This is a genomic window from Actinomycetota bacterium (assembly GCA_014360645.1).
Lineage (GTDB): Bacteria > Actinomycetota > Geothermincolia > Geothermincolales > RBG-13-55-18 > Solincola_B.
Genome location: JACIXD010000003.1, coordinates 31720 through 53257 on the forward strand (window position 1 = coordinate 31720; position 21538 = coordinate 53257).

Here is a 21538-nt window from a genome sequence, read left to right on the forward strand (position 1 = left end):
ACGGATGCCGGCATGAAGGCGAAGCGGTTTCACCAGAGCGTGGACGGTGACAATAGGTGAAATGGGAGCCGCGCTTGATGGCCACGGCCATAGGAAGCCTGCCGCACCGCGACGCGGCGGAGGCCTGCCGGGTCACCCTCGAGCACCTGCGGGAGGCCCCGGTATGGCCGCAGCTTCCCCACCGCGATTTCCGGGAGAACATGTATGCCCAGTACAGCGAGGGCCTGCCGGGAGTGGTGGTGGATGCGGAGAGGCGGAAGGTCTTCTGCGACACCTCCCGTGACCTCCTGCCCGAGATCGAGGAGGTCTTCCGGGCCTACCTGGAAGGAGACCTCGACGCGGCGGCCATGGGCGAGGAATATGCCGCCGGCCTCCACGCCTTCGCGCGCAGGGTGAGGGAGGAGGGCAGGAGGTATCCCCTCCTCAAGGGGCAGGTCACGGGGCCGGTGAGCTTCGGGCTGACGGTCCTGGACCGGGACAGCCGGCCCATCCTCTACCGCGACGAGCTGGCCGAGGCCATGATCAGGCTCCTCAACCTCAAGGCGCGCTGGATGGAGACCTTACTGCGGGACACGGGGGCGGCCGAGGAGGTGCTCATCTTCTTCGACGAGCCCTATCTGGTGTCCGTGGGCTCGGCGCTGGTGAGCGTGAGCCCGGAGAGGGTGGTGGAGGCGCTGCGCATGTGCGCGGAGGGCCTTACCTGCCTCACCGGCGCGCACTGCTGCGGCAACACCGACTGGAGCCTGCTCTTCCGCTCCGGGCTGAAGGTGGTGAACTTCGACGCCTACGGGTACCTTGAGAGCATGGCGCTGTACCCGGCCGAGCTCGCCGCTTTCCTGGAGCAGGGGGGCGTGCTGGCCTGGGGCGTGGCGGTAAACGACCCCCGCATAGAGGATGAGACGGTGGACGGGCTGGCCCGCCGCTTCGAGGAGGGGGTGGAGCTGCTGGCCTCCCGGGGGGTGCCGCGGGACCTGCTGTGGTCGCGGGCGATGGTGACGCCGTCGTGCGGGCTGGAGGGGGTCTCCGAGGCGCAGGCGGAGAAGGCCTACGCTCTGGTATCGCGGTTGGCGGAGCGCCTGCGTGGCGCGTGAGGATGCGGCGACGGGAGAGGAGATTGGAAAAAAGAGGAAGGCAGGGCACGGAGGCGCGGGAGAGCCATTACGACGCGCGCATGCCGCGCTGGCTTCACCGCTCCGTCCTCGCGGGCCGGGAGCTCCGCGAGGTGGACGCCCTCCTGAGGGACCTGGAGCTCCATACCGTGTGCGAGAGCGCCAGGTGTCCCAACCGCATGGAATGCTTCTCCCGCCGTACCGCCACCTTCATGCTCCTGGGCGATGTCTGCACCCGCGACTGCTCCTTCTGCGGCGTGACCAAGGGCATTCCGGAGCCGCCGGACGCCGGTGAGCCGGAGAGGGTGGCGGAGGCGGCGGCGTCCCTGGGGCTGGAGCACGTGGTGATGACCAGCGTGACCAGGGACGACCTGGAGGACGGCGGGGCGTCGCAGTTCGCCGCCGCGGTGAGGGCGGTCAGGGCGCGGCTGCCGCGGGCCACGGTGGAGGTGTTGACCCCGGACTTCCGGGGGGAGCGCGAGGCCCTGCGACGGGTGCTGGAGGCGGGGCCGCAGGTCTTCAACCACAACCTGGAGACGGTGGAGGAGCTCTACCCGGAGGTGAGGCCGGGGGCGGATTACCGCCGCTCCTTGGAGATGCTGCGGGCGGCGAAGGTAGAGGCGCCGCGGGTGCTCACCAAGAGCGGGATCATGGTGGGCCTGGGGGAGAGCCGCGCCCAGCTGCGCAGGCTCTTCCGCGACCTGGCGGACGCCGGCTGTGATATGCTGACCATCGGGCAGTACCTCAGGCCCTCGCGTGCCCAGCGCAAGGTGGCGAGATTCCTCCCGCCGCGGGAGTTCGCGGAGCTGGGGAAGGAGGCGGAGGAAGCGGGCGTACCCATGGTGGCCTCGGCCCCCCTGGTGCGCAGCTCCTACCGGGCGGGAGAGCTTTTGCATAACGCTTGTACGTAACAGGTGAAGGGATCGACGGGTCGATCGCGAGGTCAGAAGGAGGAGGAAAGATATGCTGATCATCGGCGAGAAGGTAAACGTGATGATGAAGAAGATCGGCGCCGCCATGAAGGAGTTCGACAAGAAGCCCATCCAGGAGATGGCGCTCCTCCAGGCCGAGGGCGGGGCCAACTGGCTGGACATCAACCTGGGGCCCGCCACCAAGCAGGGGCCCGAGCGCATGCGCTTCGTGGTGGAGGCGGTGCAGGAGGTCACGGACCTTCCCCTGGCCCTGGACACCATGAACATCGAGGCCATGAAGGCGGGCTTGGAGACGGTGAAGGACCGCGAGGTGATGATCAATTCCATTTCCTCCCAGCCGGAGCGCATCTCCGCCCTCATGCCCATGGCCGTGGAGCACAACGCCTGGGTGGTGGGCCTGGTCCTCAACGACCAGGGCAACGTGCCCCGCGACGCCTCGGAGAGGGTGGAGGTGGCCTATAACCTCATCATGGCGGCCCAGGAGTACGGCATCCCCCTGGAGAAGCTGCTCATCGACCCCATCGTCCTCCCCATCGCCGTGACCCAGGACCAGGTGCACGCGCTCATAGACGCCATGGACATGCTGCAGGGCGTCTTCGCGGAGTTCGACCCCGCGCCGGGGACGGTGGTAGGACTTTCCAACGTCTCCAACGGCGTGCCCGACGAGTCCCTGTGCAGCCTTCTCAACCGCACCCTGCTGGCGGTGCTCATGGCCAAGGGGCTGACGGCGGCCATCGTGGACCCCAACGACGAGGCGCTCATGGGCGTGGTGAACAGGAACGAGGAGTACCAGATCGTGGAGAAGATCGTCAACGGCGAGGCCGTGGATGAGAGCGATCCCCTCACCATCAAGCTCCTCAAGACCTGGCGGGTGCTCACCGAGGAGACGCTCTACACCCATTCCTATCTGGAGCTCTAAGAGGTCGGGGCCGGGACATTTCCCGGCTCCGCCGTGCATACGTATAAGCCTTACGGGCACCTGCGGAAAGGCCGCGGAGATCGACGCGGCTGTCCCCGTGGAGGGCCGCGGCGGGAGGCGACGCCGGAGGAGTTTTTCCTAGGAGGGGTGAGGAGAAGGCGATTTACCGGCGGACGGAGCGGATGCGCGGAGGCAGGCGTCCGGCCGGGGAGGCCGGCCCGTTTTCCGGACCGTCCGGCGGAGGGAGCCGGAAACGCCCGCGTGATGCGGGATGCGGTGAACATGCCGCCTTGCCCCGGTCAAAAGAACGGAGTTGAAGCACGGACCGGGAGGCGCGCTTTTCGAGCGCGGAGGGCCTTCGATCCCTGGAGACGGCGAGGTGGGTTGACATGAACGACGACGCCTGTAAGTGCAAGCAGCGGTACGCGGACGTGGACGACCTCCGTCCGCTGGAGGAGATTCTGGAGCGTTACCGCGAGGAGAAGGGGGCGCTGATCCCCCTGCTGCAGGACGCCCAAGAGGCCTACGGCTACCTCGACGAGAAGATCATGCGCGCCCTGGCGCGCGGGGCGGGCTACCAGCTCAGCCAGGTCTACGGCGTGGCCACCTTCTACACCCAGTTCCGGCTGGAGCCCATCGGCGAGCACCTCATCCGGGTATGCCACGGCACCGCCTGCCATGTGGCGGGGGCGGAGCTCATCACCGAGGAGATCTCCAACATCCTGGGCATCAAGGACGGGCAGACAACTCCGGATATGAAGTTCACCCTGGAGTCGGTGATGTGCGTGGGGGCCTGTTCCCTCTCTCCCATCATGATCGTGGACGAGGACACCCACGGCAAGCTCAAGCCCGCCAACGTGCGCAAGGTGCTCAAACGCTACATGGGCGACGGGGGCAGCGAGGAGGCTGAGGAATGAGCGGCAACGGCAAGGCGAAACTGGTGCTGGGCTACGGCACCTGCGGCATCGCCGCCGGGGCCAACGCGGTGAAGGAGGCCCTGGAGGGCGAGCTGGCGACGGGGAAGTATCCCGCCTACCTGGACATAGCCGGCTGCATGGGCTTCTGCTACCGCGAGCCCATCGTGGAGGCGACCTACCCGGACGGACGCGCCGTGGTCTACGGGGACCTCACCCCCAAGCGCGTGCCCCGGCTCCTGGAGGCGGTGGCGGCGGGCGAGGTCATCGAGGACTGGGTGGTGCGCCGTTCCGACGACCCCGCCGCCGGCGAGGGGGATTTCCTCGCCAACCAGCACCGCATCGTGCTGCGCAACTGCGGCAACATCAATCCCGAGAGCATCGAGGAGTACGTCGAGGCCGGCGGCTACGAGGCGGCGAAGAAGGCCCTCACCGCCATGACCCCCGAGGAGGTCATCGACGAGGTGAGCAAGTCGGGCATCCGCGGCCGCGGCGGCGCGGGCTTCCCCACCGGCACCAAGTGGGGCTTCGCGCGCAAGGCGAAGGGGGACCAGAAATACCTGGTGTGCAACGCCGACGAGGGCGACCCCGGCGCCTTCATGGACCGCAGCGTGCTGGAGGGCGATCCCCACGCGGTCATCGAGGGCATGATCATCGCCGGCTACGCCATCGGGGCCACCCAGGCCTATATCTACTGCCGGGCCGAGTACCCCCTGGCCCTCAAGCGCCTGGAGAAAGCCATCGCCGAGTGCCGGGAGCGCGGCTTCCTCGGAAAGGGCATCTTCGGCACCGGGTGGGACTTCGACATCAGGATCAAGAAGGGAGCGGGCGCCTTCGTATGCGGCGAGGAGACGGCCCTCATCGCCTCCATCGAGGGCAAGCGGGGCATGCCGCGGCCGCGTCCTCCCTTCCCCGCCAACGAGGGCCTGTGGGGAAAGCCCACCAACATCAACAACGTGGAGACCCTGGCGGCCATCCCCTGGATCATAGCCAACGGCGGCGAGAAGTACGCCGAGATAGGCACCGAGAAGAGCAAAGGGACCAAGGTATTCTGCCTGGCGGGGAAGATACGCCGCAGCGGGCTGGCCGAGGTCCCCATGGGCTACACCCTGCGCCAGGTCATCTTCGACGTGGGCGGCGGGGTGCGCGAGGGCAAGGAGTTCAAGGCGGTGCAGATGGGAGGCCCCTCCGGGGGCTGCCTGCCCGCAAGCCTCCTGGACACCCTGGTGGACTACGAGGCCATCACCGCCACCGGGGCCATCATGGGCTCCGGGGGCATGATCGTGGCCGATTCCTCCACCTGCATGGTGGACCTGGCGCGCTACTTCCTCTCCTTCACCCAGGAGGAGAGCTGCGGCAAGTGCGTGCCCTGCCGCATCGGCACCAAGCGCATGCTGGAGATCCTCACGCGCATCTGCGAGGGCAAGGGCGAGCCGGAGGACATCGAGCGGCTGGAGACCCTGGCGGCGGACATCAAGGCGGCCAGCCTGTGCGCCCTGGGGGGCACCGCCCCCAATCCCGTGCTCACCACCCTCAAGTACTTCCGCAACGAGTACGAGGACCACATCCTGCGCGGCAGGTGCACGGCGGGGGTATGCCCGGCGCTGATCACCGTGTTCATCGACCGGGAGATCTGCACCGGCTGCGGCGCCTGCGCCAAGGTCTGCCCCGTGGAGGCCATCTCGGGGGAGAAGAAGCAGCCCCACGCCATCGACGCCGAGAAATGCATCCGCTGCAAGCTCTGCGTGAGCCGCTGCCCGGAAGAGGCCATCTACACGGAATGAGGAGGCGGGCATGGAAGAAGTACGTTTGACCATAGACGGCAGGGAAGTAACCACCACCTCCGACCGCACCATCCTGGAGGCGGCGCGGGAGGCCGGGGTGCGCATACCCAGCCTCTGCTACGAGGAGCGCATGGACCCCTACGGGGCCTGCCGCATCTGCCTGGTGGAGGTGGAGGGGGCGAGGGGGCTCCTGCCGGCCTGTTACACCCGGGTCACCGACGGCATGGTGGTGCGCACCGCCACCGAGGACCTGGTGCGCATCCGGCGCACCATCCTCGAACTCATCCTCTCCGACCACCCCAAGGACTGCATGACCTGCGAGAGCGCCGGGGACTGCGAGCTGCAGGACCTGGCCTACGAGTACGGGGTCAAGGACACCCCCTTCAAGGGGGAGGAGCACCACTACGAGGTCCTGGCGGACAACCCCTTGATCGAGCGCGATTACGACAAGTGCATCCTCTGCGGGCGCTGCATCCGCATCTGCCGGGAGGTGCAGGGGGTAGGGGTGTACGACTTCGTCAACCGGGGCTTCGAGGCCGTGCCCGGCATCCCCTACGGCAAACCCATGACCGAGTCGCCCTGCGAGTTCTGCGGACAGTGCGTGTCCACCTGTCCCACCGGGGCCATCATCTCCATCCCCTCCAAGGGCAAGGGGCGCTCCTGGCAGGTGGAGAAGGTGAGGACCACCTGCCCCTACTGCGGATGCGGCTGCCAGCTCGACCTGCACGTGCGCGACGGAGAGATCGTGGAGGTCTCCTCTCCGGCCATGACCGGGCCGGGGGAGGGCAACCTCTGCGTCAAGGGGCGCTATGGGTATGCGTTCGTCCACCATCCCGACCGCCTCACCCGGCCCCTGGTGAGGAAAGGGGGCAAGGGGGGCGAGCTGGTCCCCGCCACCTGGGAGGAGGCCCTGGGGGCGGTGGCCACCCACATCCGCAAGGCCTTGGACGAGGGCGGCCCGGACTCCGTGGCCTTCCTGGCCTCGGCCAGGTGCACCAACGAGGAGAACTACCTGCTGCAGAAGCTGGCGCGCGCGGTGGTCGGCACCAACAACGTGGACCACTGCGCACGTTTATGACACAGCTCCACCGTCGCCGGTCTGGCGACAGCTTTCGGGAGCGGGGCCATGACCAACTCCATCGAGGACCTGGAGAAGGCGGGCTGCATCCTGGTCATCGGGTCCAACACCACCGAGGGGCATCCCATCGTCGGGCTGCGCATCAAGCGCGCGGTGATGAAGAACAACTGCCGGCTCATCGTGGCCGAGCCTCGCCACATCCGCCTCTGCTACTATGCCGAGCAGTGGCTGCGCCAGAGGCCGGGGACCGACGTGGCCCTGCTCAACGGGATGATGAACGTCATCCTCTCCGAGGGACTGGCGGACGAGGACTTCATCCGCGAGCGCTGCGAGGGATTCGAGGAGTTCAGGAAGGTGGTGGAGCAGTACCCGCCCGAGAGGGCGGCGGAGATATGCGGCGTGGACGCCGAGGACATCCGCCGCGCCGCCCGCACCTTTGCCGCCGCAGAGAGAGCGGCGATCGTCTATTGTATGGGCATAACCCAGCACACCACCGGGGTGGACAACGTCCTTTCCCTGGCCAACCTGGCCATGCTCACCGGAAACCTAGGCAGGGAGGGGGCGGGGGTCAACCCCCTCCGGGGGCAGAACAACGTGCAGGGAGCCTGCGACATGGGCGGGCTTCCCAACGTCTTTACGGGATACCAGCAGGTCTCCGACCCCGCGGTCAGGAACAAGTTCGAGGCGGCCTGGGGGGTTGACTACCTCTCCGGCAACCCGGGGCTCACCCTCACGGAGATGATGGACGCCGCCGCGAAGGGAGAGGTGAAGGCGCTCTACATCATGGGCGAGAACCCGGTCATCTCCGACCCCGACGTCAGGCACCTCAAGGAGGCCCTGGAGAAAGTGGACTTCCTGGTGGTGCAGGACATCTTCCTCACCGAGACCGCGGCCTATGCCGACGTGGTGCTGCCGGCGGCCTCCTTCGCGGAGAAGGAGGGCACCTTCACCAACACCGATCGCCGCGTGCAGAGGGTGCGCAAGGCGGTGGAGCCGCCGGGCGAGGCCCGCGAGGACTCCTGGATCATCGCCCAGGTGGCGGCGCGCCTGGGATACGAGATGGGCGACGTATCCGCGGCCAGGGTGATGGAGGAGATCGCCTCCCTCACCCCCTCCTACGGCGGGATATCCTATGCCCGGCTGGAGAGAGAGGGCGAGTTGAGGTGGCCCTGCCCGGACGCGGAGCACCCCGGCACCCCCATCCTCCATGTGGGTAGATTTACCAGGGGCAAGGGTCTCTTCAGCGCGGTGGAGTACAGGCCGCCGGCGGAGGAGCCGGACGAGGAGTACCCCTTCATCCTCACCACGGGGAGGTTGCTCACCCACTACCACACCGGCACCATGACCCGGCGCGTGGAGCCCCTCAACGAGCTGGTGCCGCGCAACCGGGTATGGATCAACCCTGCGGACGCCGAGAGGCTGGGAGTGGCGGACGGGCAGGAGGTGGGCCTGCAGTCGCGGCGCGGCGCCATCAGGCTGGAGGCGAAGGTGACGCGGAAGGTGGCGCAGGGCGTGGTCTTCGTGCCCTTCCACTTCGGGGAGTCTCCCGCCAACGCCCTCACCAATCCCGCCCTGGACCCGGTGGCCAAGATACCCGAGCTCAAGGTGGCGGCGGTGCGCCTGGTGACGGGAGAGGAGATGAAGGGACTGCGCTACGAGGAGGCGGGAAGAGCCGCGGCGGCGAGATGACCGTCATTCGCCCATCATTTCATGCTGACCCCCGGGTCGCGGGATGGTAGAATAGTGAGGGACTGGGGCACGAGGAGAACGGGACAAGGTCGAACCGTCAGGGTCCGGTTCCGAGAAGGGGCCGCGAGAAGCGTAGAAACGGGAGAGATGCCACATGAATCTATACCATAATCTCGTGAGGACCACGGAGAGAAACCCCGATGCCACGGCCCTGTACTTCGGGCACGAGACCATCACCTACGGGGAGCTTCTGGCCCGCACCAACCGCCTGGCCAACGCCCTGCGCGAGCTGGGGGTGGACGGCGAATCCAAGGTGGCCGTACTCTTGCGCAACGTGCCCGAGTTCGTCATCTCCTATTACGCTACCCTGGCCCTGGGGGCTACGGTGGTGCCCCTGTGCTACATGTGTCTGGCGGAAGAGGTGGAGAAGATAGTGTGCGACTCCATGGTGGAGACGCTGATCACCAACTTCGAGTTCGACGACCTGGTCAAGGACCTGCAGGCCTCCATGTGCTCCCAGATCCGGCGCATCATCATCAAGGACGCCCCGGAGCTGGAGGGGGTCATCCAGTTCGAGAAGCTGCTGGAGGGCAAGGACACCGAGTTCACCGCCGTGGAGCGCTCCGATGACGACCTGGCGGCGCTCCTCTACGCGCCCACCTCCTCCAAGGTGGTGCGGGGCTGCATGCTCACCCACGGCAACCTCTCCTGGAACGCCAGGGTCATCGCCGAGAAATGCGGCATGGACCAGAGCGACGTGGTCATGGGGGTGCTGCCCTTCTTCGCCGCCTACGGGCAGAGCTGCGTGATGAACGCCTCCATCTACGCTGGCGCTAGCATCGTGCTGCACGAGTCCTTCATCCCCGGGGAGGTGCTAAAGTCCCTGCAGCACGAGCAGGTGACGGTGTTCTTCGGCGTCCCCACCATGTACGTCTACATCCTCAACCATCCCCTCATCTACCAGTATGACCTCAGCACGGTGAGGTTGTGGTTCTGCGGCGGCGCGCCCTTCCCGCGCGAGGTCATGGACCGCTGGAACAACGAGCTGGGGGCGAGGATCTACGAGGGCTACGGCCTCACCGAGGCGGCGCCCCTGGTGACCATGCAGCCCCTGGAAGGTCCTTACAAGGTGGGATCCATAGGCAAGGCGCCGGAGGACCTGGAGCTCAAGGTCATCGACGAAGAGGGCAACGAGCTGCAGCGCGGCGAGGTGGGCGAGCTCATCGTGCGCGGGCCCAATATCATGAAGGGCTACTACAACAAGCCGGAGGATACGGAGGAGGTCCTCAAGGATGGCTGGCTGTACACCGGCGACATGGTGTACATGGACGAGGACGACTACGTGTTCATCGTGGGGAGAAAGAAGGACCTCATCATCCGCGGCGGCTTCAACATATACCCGCGCGAGATCGAGGAGGTGCTGGTGAGCCATCCCCTCATCTCTGAGGCGGCGGTGGTGGGCGTGCCCAACAAGTACCTCGGGGAGGAGGTCAAGGCGTACGTGAAGCAGAAGCCCGGCTCCAACCTCACCGAGGAACAGGTGCTGGAGTACTGCGAGGAGCGCTTGCCCTACTACAAGACGCCCAAGTTCGTGGTCTTCGTGCGCTCCTTCAAGAAGGACCCCTCGGGGCAGATCCTCAAGGAGCTCATCGAGGAGGAATAGCGAGCGGACGGGCACCGCATATCCGGGCGCGGGCGAGGACGGGGCCCGCGCCCTTTTGCTTGCCGTCCTCTCCCTCGCGAGCCCCGGGGGAAACCGGCGACCGTACGCCCTCTCCCGTCTCCGGAGGGCGCATGTCTCCCGACGCCTCCGCGGTCGGGAAACGGGCGGAGCGTGGGGGTCCCCCGCAATGCCCGGCTCAGGGGGAGACGCCTCATGGCCGCGGCGGCGGCTCCACTGGCCGAAGGCATGGAGGGGCCGCTCTGCCTTCCCGGCAGACCGGGCATGGCTCCGCGGGAGGGGTGGGGAGACGCCTCATGGCCGCTGCGGCGGCGAACCAGCGCAAGCGATTTACAGCGTTTTTCGTCGTGTGATAAAATGACGCAAATTTTACGGCTGTCCTAGAGGTCTGCGGGGTGCATACGCAGTCACAAACGGGGGATCTGACGTTGACTGGAGACGGCGCCGTTCGCAAGAAGATCCTTTTAGCCTGCATCCTCTTCGTCTTCTGGATAATCTTCACGGCCACCGTGGCCCTCTACGACCTGGTGCTCGGGGCCGTGTGCTCCGCTTTGGTGGCCGCGTTGACCGTCGCCCTGCTGGGGCGGGCCCTCGACCCGCGCATCACCCCCATGGTGTTGCTGCGGCTGCCGGTGTTCATGGTCCGCCTGGGCTGGGAGATCATCAAGGCGAACTACGACGTGGCCAAGATCATCCTCAACCCCCGGCTGCCCGTAGACCCCCGCATCGTGGAGTACCGCACCTACCTGCCGGACGACCTTCCCCGCACCGTCTTCTCGGATTCCATCACCCTCACCCCGGGGACGGTGACCGTGGAGCTGGAAGGGGACGCGCTCAACGTGCACTGCCTGTGCCCCTACCACGAGGAGGGGCTGGCGGGGCTGGAGAGCATGGTGGCCTGGCTCTTCGGGGTGAAAAAAGATGACCGTGAGGAGATGTCGCGGCCGCCCGCGCAGGCCGGGGGCGGGTCCGGCGTGGGCGGAGGAGCGGGCGACGCGGCTCCGGGAGGCGAGGGATGATGGACGGCTTCCTCACCGTCATCGCCATCATCATCAGCCTCAACGCCGTGATCTGCCTCTACCGCGCGGCGGTGGGGCCCACCGTTCAGGACCGCCTGCTGGGGGTGAACATCGTGGGCACCAAGACCCTGGTGGTGGTGATCCTGGTGACCTTCATCCAGGCGGAGAGCTTCTTCCTCGACGTGGCCATGGTCTACGCCCTGCTGCTCTTCGTGGTCACCGTGGCCCTCTCCCGTTACCTGGAGGCCGAGGGATGGAAGGAGGCGGGATAGCGGTGGCCAGGGAGGTGACGGCGGGCGCGCTCTGCTGCGTGGGCACCTTTTTCTTCCTCCTCGGGACCACAGGGTTGCTGCGCATGCCGGACATCTTCACCCGTCTGCACCCCTCGACCAAATGCGACACCCTGGGGGCGTGTTCCGTGGTCATCGGCATGGCGGTGTACAGCGGATGGTCCTGGGAGCTGCCCAAGCTCGTGGTCATCGCCTGCTTCCTGCTCCTCTCCAGCGCCACCTGCGGCCATGCCATCGGCCGCTCCGCCCTGAGGAGGGACATCGCGTACTGGAGGAAAAAGAGCGGGGAGGGGGAGGATGAGGACGGCCCCTGACCCGGCCGTCGCCCGGGATGCCGGACGCGCGGAGCACCGGCTGGAAAAGGGAAGGTGAACGTTGGGAACGGCTTTAAACCTGGTCTTCATAGCCCTGCTGGTGGCGACGGCCCTCCTCTCCGTCTTCGCCCGAGACCTGCTGGCGGCGGTGATCATCTTCTCGGTGTACAGCCTGATCATGGCCTTGATGTGGCAGCGCCTGCAGGCGCCCGACCTGGCCCTCACCGAGGCCGCGGTGGGCGCGGGGGTGACCACGGTGCTCTTCGTGGTGACCATCTTCAAGACCCGCCGAAGGGAGGAGGAGAAGGAATGAGGACCATCGCCCATCCGCCGCGCGCGGATGCTCCGCTTGCCGGCACAGAGGAGGGGGAAGGGGCATGAAGAACCTTCTCGCCCTGCTGTTCATTGCCGCGCTGGCGGCCCTGCTCCTCTACGTGGTGGCCAACATGCCGCCCATGGGGGACCCCGAGAGCCCCACCGCCACCCACGTCATCCCCCGCTACCTGGAGAAGGCGGATGAGGAGACCCATACCGTCAACGTCGTCACCGGCGTGATCCTCAACTACCGCGGGTACGACACCATGGGGGAGGTCACGGTGATCTTCAGCGCCCTGGCCGCGGCCCTGGCGGTGCTGGGGAGGGAGAGGCGCGGGCGCATCCACGCCTACGTGGACCGCTCCAGCGTCCCCTCCTCGGTGATCGTGCGCACCATGGTGCGTTTCCTGGTGCCCCTCATCGTCCTCTTCTCCGTATACACCATCCTGCACGGGGAGATCTCGCCCGGCGGAGGCTTCCAGGGCGGGGCGATCATCGGGGGGAGCATGATCGTCTTCACCACCATCTTCGGGCTCTACGAGTCCTCGCGGCGCATCCCCCAGAAGGTGCGCTTCCCCCTCGAGGGGTCGGCGGTTCTCACCTTTTTCCTGGTGGGGGTGCTGGGCATGGTGGGGGGAGGGAACTTCCTCACCTACGCCTGGCCCAGGGTGGCCTCGGGGCTGCAGCCCGCGCTGGTGACCTGGCTTACGGTGCTGGTGGAGATAGGCATAGGGCTGGGAGGGGCCATGGTGCTCACCTCCATCCTCTTCTGCATGATCCGGGAGGAGGAAGAGATTGCGCCTGCTGCATAACTATCACTACGTCGCGGCCATGCTGCTCTTCTGCATCGGGCTCTACACCGTCATCGCCCGGCGCAACATCATCAAGAAGCTCATCGGGCTGAACATCATGGAGACCTCGGTGTTCTTCTTCTACATCTCCCTGGGGTACCTCGACGGCGGCATCGCCCCCATAAGGGTGGGAGGAGCGGAACCCGCGCGCATGGTCAACCCCATACCCCAGGCGCTCATCCTCACCGGCATCGTGGTGGCGGTGAGCGTCACCGCGGTGGCCCTCAGCCTGGTCATCCTGCTCTACCGCCAGTACGGTACCCTGGACGTGGACCGGCTCTACCGCGAGGAGGACGGGGGAGCACACGCGGACCCCACCGGGGAGGAATCGCCGTAGATGGGCGCCTACCGTCACTTCCCCATCCTCATGATCACCATACCCCTGGTGTGCGCGGTGCTGCTGCCCTTCCTGGGTTACCTGCGGGAGAGGTGGGTGCCTTGGGCGGCCCTGCTGCCCCTCTCGACATCCACCATCCTGGGCCTATTGCTCATAGGCAGGATACCCGCCGGCTCCCATCTCAGCTATCACCTCGGGGGATGGGAACCGCCCTTCGGGATCGAGATACGCGTGGATTACGCGGGGCTCTTCCTCCTCCTGGTGGTCTGCGGCATATCCCTACTCGCCCTCGCCTTCTCGCGGCGCTACATCGACAGGGAGGTCACGGGAGGGCGCCTCACCGCCTATTACGTGCTCTTCCTGCTCATGAGCGGGGCCATGCTGGGCTTCGTGGCCACGGGGGACGTGTTCAACCTATTCGTGTTCATGGAGATACTGGCCCTGACCTCCTATGCCCTGGTGGCCATCACCGGCAACCGCAACGCGGTGCGCGCCGCCTTCAAGTACCTGCTCATGGGGGCACCTTCGTCCATCATGGTCCTGCTGGCGATAGGCTTTCTCTACTCCGCCACCGGCTCCCTGAACATGGCCGACCTCTCCGCGCGCATCGCCGAGTCCGGCTACACCGAGGTGCTGGTGGTGTCCTTCATCCTCTTCGTCATCGGTTTCGGGGTGAAGGCCGCCCTTTTCCCCCTGCACATGTGGCTGCCGGACGCCCATTCCATCGCCCCCTCTCCCATCAGCGCCATGCTCTCGGGCCTGCTGGTGGAGGTATGCGCCTTCGCGCTGCTCCGCCTGACCTTCTCCGTGTACACCGCGGGCACGGTGTCCGTCACCGGGGGGACCCTGGAGGCGGTGAGCGTGTTCGCGGCGGCGGCGGTTCTCTACGGCGGCATCATGGCCATAATGCAGAAGGACCTCAAGGTGATGATCGCCTACTCCACCATCAGCCACATCGGCTACATCTTTCTGGGCATAACCTCCTACACCAGGGAGGGCTTGGCGGGGGCCATGTACCACATGCTGGACCATGGACTGGCCAAGGCCTGCCTCTTCCTCTGCGCGGGGTGCGTGATCTACCTGAAGGGTTACCGGCGCATCGAGGACCTCAAGGGGGCCTGGAGGCAGATGCCCTGGACCTGTTTCGCCTTCTCCTTGGCGGCCATCTCCGTGATCGGGCTGCCGCCCACGGCGGGCTTCATCAGCAAGTTCTACCTCATCTACGGCAACTTCACCGCGGAGAGATGGCCCTATGCCCTGGTGCTCTTGGTGGGGGCCATCCTGGCCGCGGTCTACTGCCTGCGGGTGATATATTACATGTTTTTCCAGTCGGGGAAGGAGGGCGCGTGGGACGAGGGCGGCGGCGACGCCCCGCTCTCCATGCTCGTGCCGGTGTGGGCCCTCGCCGCCGGCACCCTCTTCTTCGGCGTGTTCTCGGGACTGATCATGGATTCGCTGCTGAAGGCGGCCGCCTTCCTGCTATGAGACAAAGGGGGTAGTCGATGCCGGAAAAAAGCACGTTCTCGGTGATCCCGCTGGTGGCGATCCTGCTGCCCTGGTTCTCCCTGGTGGTGATCACGGCCAGCCCCAAGAGGGCGCGTACCCTGCGTCTGTGGCTCTGCGCCCTGGGCGCCCTGGCCACCCTAGGGGTGGTGCTGTCCCTGCTCCCGGGCATCCTGGACGGGAACACCTACACCATCAAGCTGGCCAGCGTGGTGGAGGGCTTGGAGATGCGTCTCACCGTGGACACCCTGGGATATTATTTCTCCCTCATCCTGGCCTTCCTCTGGTTGCTGGCCACGGTGTATTCCATCTCCTATATCGACCACAAGGAAAACCGCTTCTTCGTCTTCATGGCCCTGTGCGAGTCCTTCCTCATCGGGTGCGCCTACTCGGCCAACATGTTCACCTACTTCATCTTCTACGAGATGATGACCTTCGGGTCCTACCCCCTGATCATCCACGAGGAGACGGCCATGGCCCGTAGGGCGGGATACAAGTACCTGGTGTACGCCGTCTCCGCCGGCAACGTGCTCTTCTTCGCCATCGTGGCGCATTACTTCTGGGGTGACGGCCAGCTCGGCTTCGGTTCCTACGGGGTGCTGAGCCTGGAGTTCGCGAGCCGGGCGGCGCTGATGACCGTCTTCTTCACCTACCTGGCGGGGTTCGGGGTGAAGGCGGCCATCATGCCCCTGCACGGGTGGGTGCCGGACGCCCACCCCGCCGCGCCCTCCCCCGCCAGCGCCCTGCTCTCGGGGGTCATCCTCAAGGCGGGGGCCTTCGGCATCATCCGCGTGTGCTTCAACGTCTTCGGCGTGGACCTCATGCGGGAACTGAAGGTCTTCGTGGTCATGGCCGTGCTGGCGTGCATCACCATCGTGGTGGCTTCGGTATTCGCCCTCACCCAGGACAACCTCAAGCGGCGGCTGGCCTATTCCAGCATCGGACAGGTATCTTACATCATCCTCGGGCTCGCCATGCTCACCCACGACGGCGCGCTGGGCGGGGTCATGCACCTCACCCACCACGCCCTCATGAAGGGCTGCCTGTTCCTCTGCGCCGGAGTGATCCTGGTGAAGACGGGGAAGAAGAACATCAGCGACATGAAGGGGATAGGATACCAGCTCCCCATCACCATGATCTGTTTCTCGGTATGCGCCCTGGCCATGATGGGCACCCCGCCCTCGGTGGGCTTCATCACCAAGTGGTTGCTGGGGAGCGGTTCCCTGGAGGCCGGCCTGCCGGTATACGTGGTCATCCTCCTCACCAGCGCCCTCCTCAACGCGGCGTATTTCCTGCCCATCATCTACACCGCCTTCTTCCGCTGGGAGGGCGACGAGGCGGAGGAGGGCGAGGAGCACCATCGCCCCAGGCTGGTCTTCGGCAAGGAAGCGGACCACGAGATGGTGGTGCCCATCGTCATCCTGGCGGCCCTGGTGGTCATCGTGGGGATCTGGGTGACGGTGCCCGGATTCCCCTATTCCCTGGTGAGCAAGGTGGTGGGGGTCATCTTCCCCTGAGGCTGCGAGATGGAGTGGCCCCTTGGACCCGGCGATGGATGTGGACGGCCCGAGGCGGGGATCCGCTTCCCCTGAGGATGTGAGGTAGGGTGGCGCACGAGGAAAAAGTTGCCGTTCTCGCTTACTCGGCCCTGCCGGCCCTGGCCCTGGCCCTGCCGGCGCTGGGAGCGGCCTGCGCTGTCGCGGCGGGGGAGGCGCGCGCCCGCCTTCGCAACTGGGCCGCCGTGCTCTTCACCGGCGCCACCCTGGCGACGGTCACGGCGCTGCTGGCGCGCGTGCTCTCGCGCGGGCCGGCCTATTTCAACCTGGACATCATGCGCATCGGCGATCGCTTCGTGGGCAACCTAGAGGTGGACGCCATGGGCGCCTTTTTCGCCTTCTTCGCCTCGCTGCTGTGGTTCGCGGCCTCGCTGCATGCCTTCCGCTACCTGGACCACGAGCACAAGCGCACCCGCTTCTATCTCTTCATGCTCCTCACCGAGACCGCCACCCTGGGCGTGTTCATGGTGCAGGACTTCTTCACCCTCTACCTCTTCTTCGAGGCCATGGGGCTGCTGGCTTACCTCCTGGTCATCCACTCCGAGACGGAAAAAGCGCGCGCCGCCGCCACAAAGTACATCTGCATGACCGTCATAGGAGGCCTGAGCCTGGTGGGAGGGGTGTTCCTCTACCTAGGTTACGCGGGCACGGTGGCCTTCCGGCCCCTGGCCGAGAGCGCCTGGCTGGCGGGTTCCTTCAAGGTGGTGGCCCTGGTCTGCCTCATCGCGGGGTTCGGGGTCAAAGCGGGCATGGTGCCGGTGCACATCTGGCTGCCCGATGCCCACCCGGCGGCGCCCTCCCCCGCCAGCGCCCTGCTCTCGGGGGTGATGATCAAGGCGGGCGCCTACGGCATCATCAGGACCCTGCTCTCCTTCTTACAGCAGCCGGCGGCGCACGCGGCGCACGCGGAGACGGCCGCGGCGGGCGCCCACGGCGCGGAAGGGGCGGCCCACGCCGCCGGCGGCCTGGTCTCCAACGTGCAGGCTCTAGGCCTGGCGGTCATCCTCATCGCCGTGGCCACCATGTTCACCGGCATGCTCCTGGCCTTGGTGCAGAGGGATATCAAGCGCACCCTGGCCTATTCCAGCGTGAGCCAGATGGGCTATATCCTCTTCGGGGCGGGCTGCCTGGCCTATCTGGGAGCGGAGGGCCCCATGGGCATGGGAGGAAGTGTTTACCATGTCTTGAACCATGCCTTCTTCAAGGGGTGTTTCTTCCTCGCCGCCGGCTCCATCCTCTTCCGCGCCCACGAGCTGGACATGTACAGGCTGGGCGGCCTGTGGCGGCGCATGCCCCTCACCACCATATGCTGGTGCGTGGCGGCCCTGGGGATCATGGGCATCCCTCCCTTCGGGGGCTTCGTGTCCAAGACCCTCCTGCATCACGCCATCCTGGAGTCCCACCACCTCGCCGAGGCCGGACACCTGGGCACCGCCGGCCTGGTGAAGTTCGCGGAGGTGATGTTCATCGTCACCAGCGGGGGGACCATCTGCTACATCACCAAGATGACCTACTACACCTTCTTCCGCCGTCCCCGGGAGGAGCACGCGCATCACCTGGAGGAGGTGCGCGAGGCTCCCGCATGGATGCTCGCCGGCACCGCGCTGCTCGCCGCCGGGGTGCTGGTGAACGGGTTCTTCCCCGGCCTGCTCCTGCGGCGGCTGGTGGGGCCGGTGGTGAGCACGGTGCCCGGTTTCGACGCCCACATGGCGGCCCACCTCTCCGAGGTGCCGGTCTATATCTGGGCCAACCTCAAAGAGATATTCATCCCCCTGGCCATCGGTCTGGGGCTGTTCTCGCTCGGAGCGTGGCCGGACCTGCTGGGGGTGGAGAGGCGCGGTCCCGACCTCTTCGGCCTCCGGCTCCCGCGCTGGTTGGGGGTCGATTACTGGTACGTGCGGGGGGCTAGGGGTTCCCTGGCCCTGCTGTTCGCCGGCAGGCGCCTCTACGCCCCCGTGAAGGAGGGGGTGGTGCGAGAGGCGAAGAGGGGAGCCGCGGGAACGGTGCGCGTGGTGCGCGAGGTCATCTATCCCGGCCTGACCTCGAGACCCGCGGGATGGATAAAGGCGTACACGCTGCGGCTCTACCGGGAGGCGCGCAGCGAGTTCCTTCCCAGGATCAGGGAATACCAGGGAGACCTCGCCGTGGGGGCGCTGGTCATCGCGGTCTCCCTCACCCTGTTCCTGATCATGAGGTTGTTGTGAGGGCGCGCGGCCATCAGGGTATAAGTGGGGTGAGGGGATGACCGCGAAGGCGTCGGACGGCGTCGGGGATGAGCGCGAGGTGAGATGAAAAGGCCATGATGGTGGAGGTTTGCCTGGGGACGGCCGTGGCGGCCGCGGAGGGTCTCGGTCGGGATCTCTTCGCGGTGCTGGTGGCGGCGGGGGCCGGGATCGCCGTGCTCCTCTACGCCGCGGCCTCGGACCTCTTCGAGCTGAAGCTGTTCAAGTTCGATCCCTACTCCGTGAGGCTCCCCAAGGAGGCGAGGGTGGAGTACTGGTACACGCGGGCGGCGCGCCGGTTCGAGGCTTTCCTGGCGGGCGGGGGCTGGAAGTATGCCAAGGCGAAGAAGCAGGCCAAGGTGCGCATAAAGGGGGACTGGCGGCGCCTGCGGCGGGAGACGAGGCGCATGCTCCCGGAGGCGGCCAGACGCCTTAACCGCGACATAGCCATGGGCGCTCTGGCCATCGCCGTGGTGCTGGTGGCGCTGCTCATCTTCAGTTTGCTGTGAGGCCTGGCGCGCACCATGCGCGCGGTGGCAAGGAGACGGAAAAAGGGGGTTGCACATGAAAGGGGTCCTGGTTTCCCTTATGGCCCTGCTCCTATGTGTGTTATTGTGGTCGGGAAGCGTGGTTCCCGCCCTGGGGCAGGGAGAGAGCGGGGGTGGCGACGGGGGAGGCGGAACGGTCCGCCTCATCGTGACCATAGCTGTCATCTGGCTGGCCATCATGGCCGCGGTGGTGACGGTGGTCATCGTGACGCGGAAGAAGTCGGGCGAAGAGGAGAGGGAGAGCCGCGAGGGATGAAGGCGCGGCGGAAAAGGAGTGGTAAGACATGGAAGACAGGATCGGCCTGGTATCGCGGTGGTTCGTGGCATTGACGGCGGTCTTCATACCCCTGTCCATCCTGGTGCTCATCTCCGGCTCCTGGGGGGCCAACTTCCTCTCCAGCCAGTGGACGCGCTACCTGCTCTTCGCCTCCTGGGTGGCCCTCACGGTGTCGCTGGTGGTGGGGGCGGGCAACACCGTCGCCTTCATGGCCGTGGACGGCGAGAAGGAGGAGGGGACGGGATCCCTCTCGCCGGGCGAGGGCGGCGGGGGCGAGGGGGAGAGCGAAGGGCTGGCCCGAACCTCAGGGGTTCGGAAGGAAAATTCCTCCAACATGAGCTACAACCTGCTGCTGGTGCAGGTGGGCGCTTTCCTGGTGGGGGTGGTGCTCTACGTGGCCTTCATCTCCTGGATGCTCCTGCCGAAGATCGTCATGAACGCCTATTGATCCTCTCCGGGAATGGGGACCTACACCCACCGTTTTTACCGCGAGGGCATGCACGCGGAGGGCCTGATGCCCTTCCGCGTGGTCGAGGGGGAGAGCGACCTCTTTCTATTCGCGCGCCGCGACCTGTCGCGGGAGGCGCGCCTCTCCCTCTCCCGGCACCGCCGGGAACTGGAGGAGTTCATCGCCCGCCAGCCCCTCTTCGCGTCCACCTTCCGCCCCTACGAGGTCCCGGAGGACGCGCCGCCGGTGGTGAGGGTCATGGCGGAGGCGGCGTGCCGCGCGGGCGTCGGCCCCATGGCCTGCGTGGCGGGGGCGCTGGCGGACCTGGTGGGGGGCGACCTGGCGGCCTGGAGCGAGGAGGTCATCGTGGAGAACGGCGGCGATATCCACCTGCGCTCGACGCGGATGCGCCGGGTGGGGATCTTCGCCGGCCCCTCCCGGTGGAGCGGGCGCCTCGCGCTCCGGGTCGGACCCACGCCCCCCGGGGGGACCGGCATATGCACCTCCTCCGCCTCCGTGGGCCCCTCGTACAGCGCGGGTACGGCGGACTGCGCCCTGGTGGTGGCGGAGAGCGCCGCCCTGGCCGACGCAGTGGCCAGCGCCCTCGGCAATCGGGCCAAAGGCCCGCAACACATCGAGGAGGCGCTGGAGGCGGCGATGGGCATCGCGGGAGTCGCAGGATGCCTGTTGGTCGTGGGCGAACACCTCGGGGCACGCGGCGAACTCGAGCTCGAAGAGCTGTGAAGGAGCGATTGGTCCTGCGCCGGACCCCCTAAGCAGTCGCCCCGGAAGAGACCGCGCGCGCACGCCGTCTTCGCTCCGGGCTGAGGCGGTAGTATATCCCGCCCGCGAGCTCGATGACGCGCCAGAGGTTGGTGGCCCGCGGCACCTGCATCGCCCAGCGGCCGTGGCCGGCGGCGCAGGTCCCGGTCTTGCGGGCGGGATCGAGGGTCACCTCCGCCACGATCACCCCCTCCTCGTCGCCGAGCCGGGCTTTCACCGTGCCGTCGCCGTCGGCGATGGCGGAAAGGCCGGGGAAGCTGGAGGTCTGGGTGAGGAAGGGAAGGCCGGGCATGGGAGACACCCAGGGCCCGCACTTGTTCGCGAACACCGCCGGGACGCCCAGCATGGCGGCATAGAAGGGCGCCATTTCCTCCAGGAGCCGGTTGAAGCCGGCGACGGCCCCGGCGGGGAAGAAGGGATTGGGCATGGGAGAGGGGGCGGAGTGGGGCATGAGCAGGATGTCCGGGTCCTGCGCGCACATCATGCGGGGGAGGTAGGCGAGCTGGTTCTCGTAGCAGATGCCCACCCCTATCCTGCCCAGTGCGGTATCCATGCAGTGGGGACCGTCCTGGCCCCGCGTGAAGTAGGCCTCGGCGCAGGCGGGGGTGCGCTTGCGCACCCTCCCGGCCTCCTCCCCCCGGGGGTCGGTGAGCACGAAGCTGTTGTAGAAATGCTCTCCCTCCGCCTCCAGGTAGCTGGTGCCCAGCCAGATGCCGAGGCGGCGGGAGGTGTCGCGCAGCCACCGGACGGTGGCCCCTTCCCCGGGCTCGGCTGCGTCCCAGATCTCGCGGGAGAAGATGTAACCCGTGGGCATGAACTCCGGGAGGAGCACCAGCGAGGCTCCCCGGGCGGCGGCCGTCTCCACCAGGGGCGTGGCGCGAGCCAGGTTGCCCGCGATGTCGCCGTTCCGCGATGCCATCTGCACCGCTGCCACCGTGAGCGAGCGCTTGCCGCGGTCCATCCCTCACT

21 protein-coding genes are annotated in these 21538 nt (G+C 66.9%); 20 read left to right on the forward strand and 1 reads right to left on the reverse strand.

Going from position 1 to position 21538, the window contains the following annotated elements:
- The first annotated feature begins 77 nt into the window (after window positions 1-77).
- The 20 genes from H5T74_03145 to H5T74_03240 all read left to right on the forward strand — a co-directional run bounded on the left by H5T74_03145 (window position 78) and on the right by H5T74_03240 (window position 20530).
- The gene (locus H5T74_03145; GenBank protein ID MBC7229374.1) at window positions 78-1091 is read left to right on the forward strand and encodes a hypothetical protein; all 1014 of its coding nucleotides are present in this window, start codon (window positions 78-80) and stop codon (window positions 1089-1091) included.
- A 2-nt stretch (window positions 1092-1093) separates the two neighbouring features.
- Window positions 1094-2020, forward strand: a complete 927-nt coding sequence (lipA, locus tag H5T74_03150) for a lipoyl synthase (GenBank protein MBC7229375.1) — start codon at window positions 1094-1096, stop codon at window positions 2018-2020.
- Window positions 2021-2072: 52 nt separating this feature from the next.
- On the forward strand, window positions 2073-2960 hold the full coding sequence (locus tag H5T74_03155; protein ID MBC7229376.1) for a dihydropteroate synthase: 888 nt from the start codon (window positions 2073-2075) through the stop codon (window positions 2958-2960).
- Between the two features lie 389 nt (window positions 2961-3349).
- Window positions 3350-3877 (forward strand): NADH-quinone oxidoreductase subunit NuoE, encoded by a 528-nt coding sequence (gene nuoE / locus H5T74_03160; protein ID MBC7229377.1) that lies wholly within the window; start codon window positions 3350-3352, stop codon window positions 3875-3877.
- On the forward strand, window positions 3874-5658 hold the full coding sequence (gene nuoF, locus H5T74_03165; GenBank protein MBC7229378.1) for an NADH-quinone oxidoreductase subunit NuoF: 1785 nt from the start codon (window positions 3874-3876) through the stop codon (window positions 5656-5658). The genes nuoE and nuoF overlap by 4 nt, the downstream gene beginning before the upstream one ends.
- 10 nt (window positions 5659-5668) lie before the next feature.
- Window positions 5669-8425 carry a formate dehydrogenase subunit alpha gene (gene fdhF, locus H5T74_03170; protein MBC7229379.1) on the forward strand — a complete coding sequence of 919 codons (2757 nt, stop codon included), beginning with the start codon at window positions 5669-5671 and terminating at the stop codon, window positions 8423-8425.
- 154 nt (window positions 8426-8579) lie between these two features.
- Entirely contained in the window at window positions 8580-10088 is a 1509-nt protein-coding gene (locus tag H5T74_03175) for a long-chain fatty acid--CoA ligase (protein MBC7229380.1), read from the forward strand.
- Between the two features lie 446 nt (window positions 10089-10534).
- The gene (locus H5T74_03180; protein ID MBC7229381.1) at window positions 10535-11125 is read left to right on the forward strand and encodes a Na+/H+ antiporter subunit E; all 591 of its coding nucleotides are present in this window, start codon (window positions 10535-10537) and stop codon (window positions 11123-11125) included.
- Entirely contained in the window at window positions 11125-11397 is a 273-nt protein-coding gene (locus tag H5T74_03185; GenBank protein MBC7229382.1) for a hypothetical protein, read from the forward strand. The genes H5T74_03180 and H5T74_03185 overlap by 1 nt, the downstream gene beginning before the upstream one ends.
- Window positions 11379-11729, forward strand: a complete 351-nt coding sequence (locus H5T74_03190) for a monovalent cation/H(+) antiporter subunit G (protein ID MBC7229383.1) — start codon at window positions 11379-11381, stop codon at window positions 11727-11729. The genes H5T74_03185 and H5T74_03190 overlap by 19 nt, the downstream gene beginning before the upstream one ends.
- 61 nt (window positions 11730-11790) lie before the next feature.
- Complete coding sequence (locus tag H5T74_03195) at window positions 11791-12042, forward strand: DUF4040 domain-containing protein (protein MBC7229384.1); 252 nt, start codon at window positions 11791-11793, stop codon at window positions 12040-12042.
- A 64-nt stretch (window positions 12043-12106) separates the two neighbouring features.
- The gene (locus H5T74_03200; protein MBC7229385.1) at window positions 12107-12856 is read left to right on the forward strand and encodes a hypothetical protein; all 750 of its coding nucleotides are present in this window, start codon (window positions 12107-12109) and stop codon (window positions 12854-12856) included.
- Between the two features lie 19 nt (window positions 12857-12875).
- The gene (locus H5T74_03205) at window positions 12876-13232 is read left to right on the forward strand and encodes an NADH-quinone oxidoreductase subunit K (protein ID MBC7229386.1); all 357 of its coding nucleotides are present in this window, start codon (window positions 12876-12878) and stop codon (window positions 13230-13232) included.
- On the forward strand, window positions 13233-14717 hold the full coding sequence (locus H5T74_03210; GenBank protein MBC7229387.1) for a monovalent cation/H+ antiporter subunit D family protein: 1485 nt from the start codon (window positions 13233-13235) through the stop codon (window positions 14715-14717).
- 17 nt (window positions 14718-14734) lie between these two features.
- A complete protein-coding gene (locus H5T74_03215) occupies window positions 14735-16252 on the forward strand; it encodes a monovalent cation/H+ antiporter subunit D family protein (GenBank protein ID MBC7229388.1) in 1518 nt (505 codons plus the stop codon).
- Between the two features lie 89 nt (window positions 16253-16341).
- Window positions 16342-18495 (forward strand): NADH dehydrogenase, encoded by a 2154-nt coding sequence (locus H5T74_03220; protein ID MBC7229389.1) that lies wholly within the window; start codon window positions 16342-16344, stop codon window positions 18493-18495.
- A gap of 95 nt (window positions 18496-18590) precedes the next feature.
- Entirely contained in the window at window positions 18591-19022 is a 432-nt protein-coding gene (locus H5T74_03225; GenBank protein MBC7229390.1) for a hypothetical protein, read from the forward strand.
- A gap of 55 nt (window positions 19023-19077) precedes the next feature.
- Complete coding sequence (locus H5T74_03230) at window positions 19078-19317, forward strand: hypothetical protein (GenBank protein ID MBC7229391.1); 240 nt, start codon at window positions 19078-19080, stop codon at window positions 19315-19317.
- Window positions 19318-19345: 28 nt separating this feature from the next.
- Window positions 19346-19786: a hypothetical protein gene (locus H5T74_03235; protein MBC7229392.1), complete on the forward strand. Its 441-nt coding sequence runs from the start codon at window positions 19346-19348 to the stop codon at window positions 19784-19786.
- A 12-nt stretch (window positions 19787-19798) separates the two neighbouring features.
- Window positions 19799-20530 carry a UPF0280 family protein gene (locus tag H5T74_03240; protein MBC7229393.1) on the forward strand — a complete coding sequence of 244 codons (732 nt, stop codon included), beginning with the start codon at window positions 19799-19801 and terminating at the stop codon, window positions 20528-20530.
- Between the two features lie 28 nt (window positions 20531-20558).
- Here H5T74_03240 and H5T74_03245 read toward each other — a convergent pair whose 3' ends face one another.
- Window positions 20559-21530, reverse strand: coding sequence for a carbon-nitrogen hydrolase family protein (locus tag H5T74_03245; protein MBC7229394.1), 972 nt, complete (start codon window positions 21528-21530; stop codon window positions 20559-20561).
- Between the last annotated feature and the right edge of the window lie 8 nt (window positions 21531-21538).